Source organism: Bacillus sp. SIMBA_008, from assembly GCF_046535495.1.
Lineage (GTDB): Bacteria > Bacillota > Bacilli > Bacillales > Bacillaceae > Bacillus > Bacillus subtilis.
In genome coordinates this window covers 1-234 of the sequence record NZ_JAWRWL010001311.1, presented here as the reverse complement: position 1 = coordinate 234, position 234 = coordinate 1, and the positions used below count along the sequence as shown (strand labels likewise).

Below are 234 nucleotides of genomic sequence, written 5' to 3'. Positions count from 1 at the left end.
CTTGGCGGGGACGCTGATCGCCCCGATATCCAGTTCTTCTTCTTCAGGAATTTTTGTGCCCAGCAGCGTCTGCTGAACATTTGCGGCAATTTCAATTTCTGAACGAAGCTCCTGCTGGATATCTCTCAGACTTTGGTGTTCCTGATAAGCCATCCCGTAGCCAATCATGACTTCTATTAAAAAATCCAGCGAATGAAAAACATCTTCCGGCAGATCCGGATACAGTTCCTTTAC

1 protein-coding gene is annotated in these 234 nt (G+C 46.6%); it reads right to left on the bottom strand.

Features of this window, described 5'->3' with window-relative positions; translation table 11 throughout:
- Positions 1-234: phosphatase RsbU N-terminal domain-containing protein (locus SB658_RS27685; protein WP_410603786.1), on the bottom strand; the 234-nt coding region annotated here is incomplete at both ends.